Origin of the sequence: Herbiconiux daphne, assembly GCF_024979295.1 — a bacterium.
GTDB lineage: Bacteria > Actinomycetota > Actinomycetes > Actinomycetales > Microbacteriaceae > Herbiconiux > Herbiconiux daphnes.
The window spans coordinates 1-646 of sequence record NZ_JANLCJ010000474.1 but is presented as its reverse complement, the minus strand read 5'-3'; the positions used below and the strand labels follow the sequence as shown (position 1 = coordinate 646).

General features: G+C 37.0%; 1 protein-coding gene. It reads right to left on the bottom strand.

Annotation, left to right across the window (positions count from 1 at the left end):
• Window positions 1-561: phage adaptor protein (locus N1032_RS25945; RefSeq protein ID WP_259543502.1), on the bottom strand; the 561-nt coding region annotated here is incomplete at its 3' end.
• Window positions 562-646: the final 85 nt, after the last annotated feature.

Here is a 646-nt window from a genome sequence, read left to right as displayed (position 1 = left end):
CCAAGTAGAAGCATGGCGAAGAGAAAGATAAAGCATGATATCTGGAGCAATCAGCAAGTTATAAGGTTGATCCAAATCAAACTGCATTTCAGGGATATCCTGAGAATAAATCATTTCAACTAAATCACCAACAGCAGGTGTTGGGAAGAAGTGAATCTGTTCACCAATACGAGTAAACAAACGAGCAGTTGTTTGGATTGTAGAACCAGCATTAGTAGCAGTCATGCCATCATAAGCAATCGTGTGTTCAGCTGATTTCTGGTATTTTTGTTTAACACGTTGGAATGTTTCAACATCCACACGGTTATAAGGTACACCATTTACGTGTACGTGCTTTGCACTCAAGAAATCTTGAGGAATAACTACAAACTTAAATGTGTCTGTAATATTAAATTGCACCATTGTTTCGTAATACGGTAATTTTACGAGACGTGTAAACTGCTTTTCAGCAAAGTTTACAAACATAGGAATCATATCAATCGTTGCTTGATCTTTACGGTTCAACCATAATTTAACTGCCTCTTTTAAATCCGCATACGTATTAATTTGTTGAAGTGCCATGCGCATGACTCCTTGTTAGATAAATTAAAACATATACTGCTACATGGGCCGATATACTGATAGCTTCTTCCAAAAGTTGACTTGG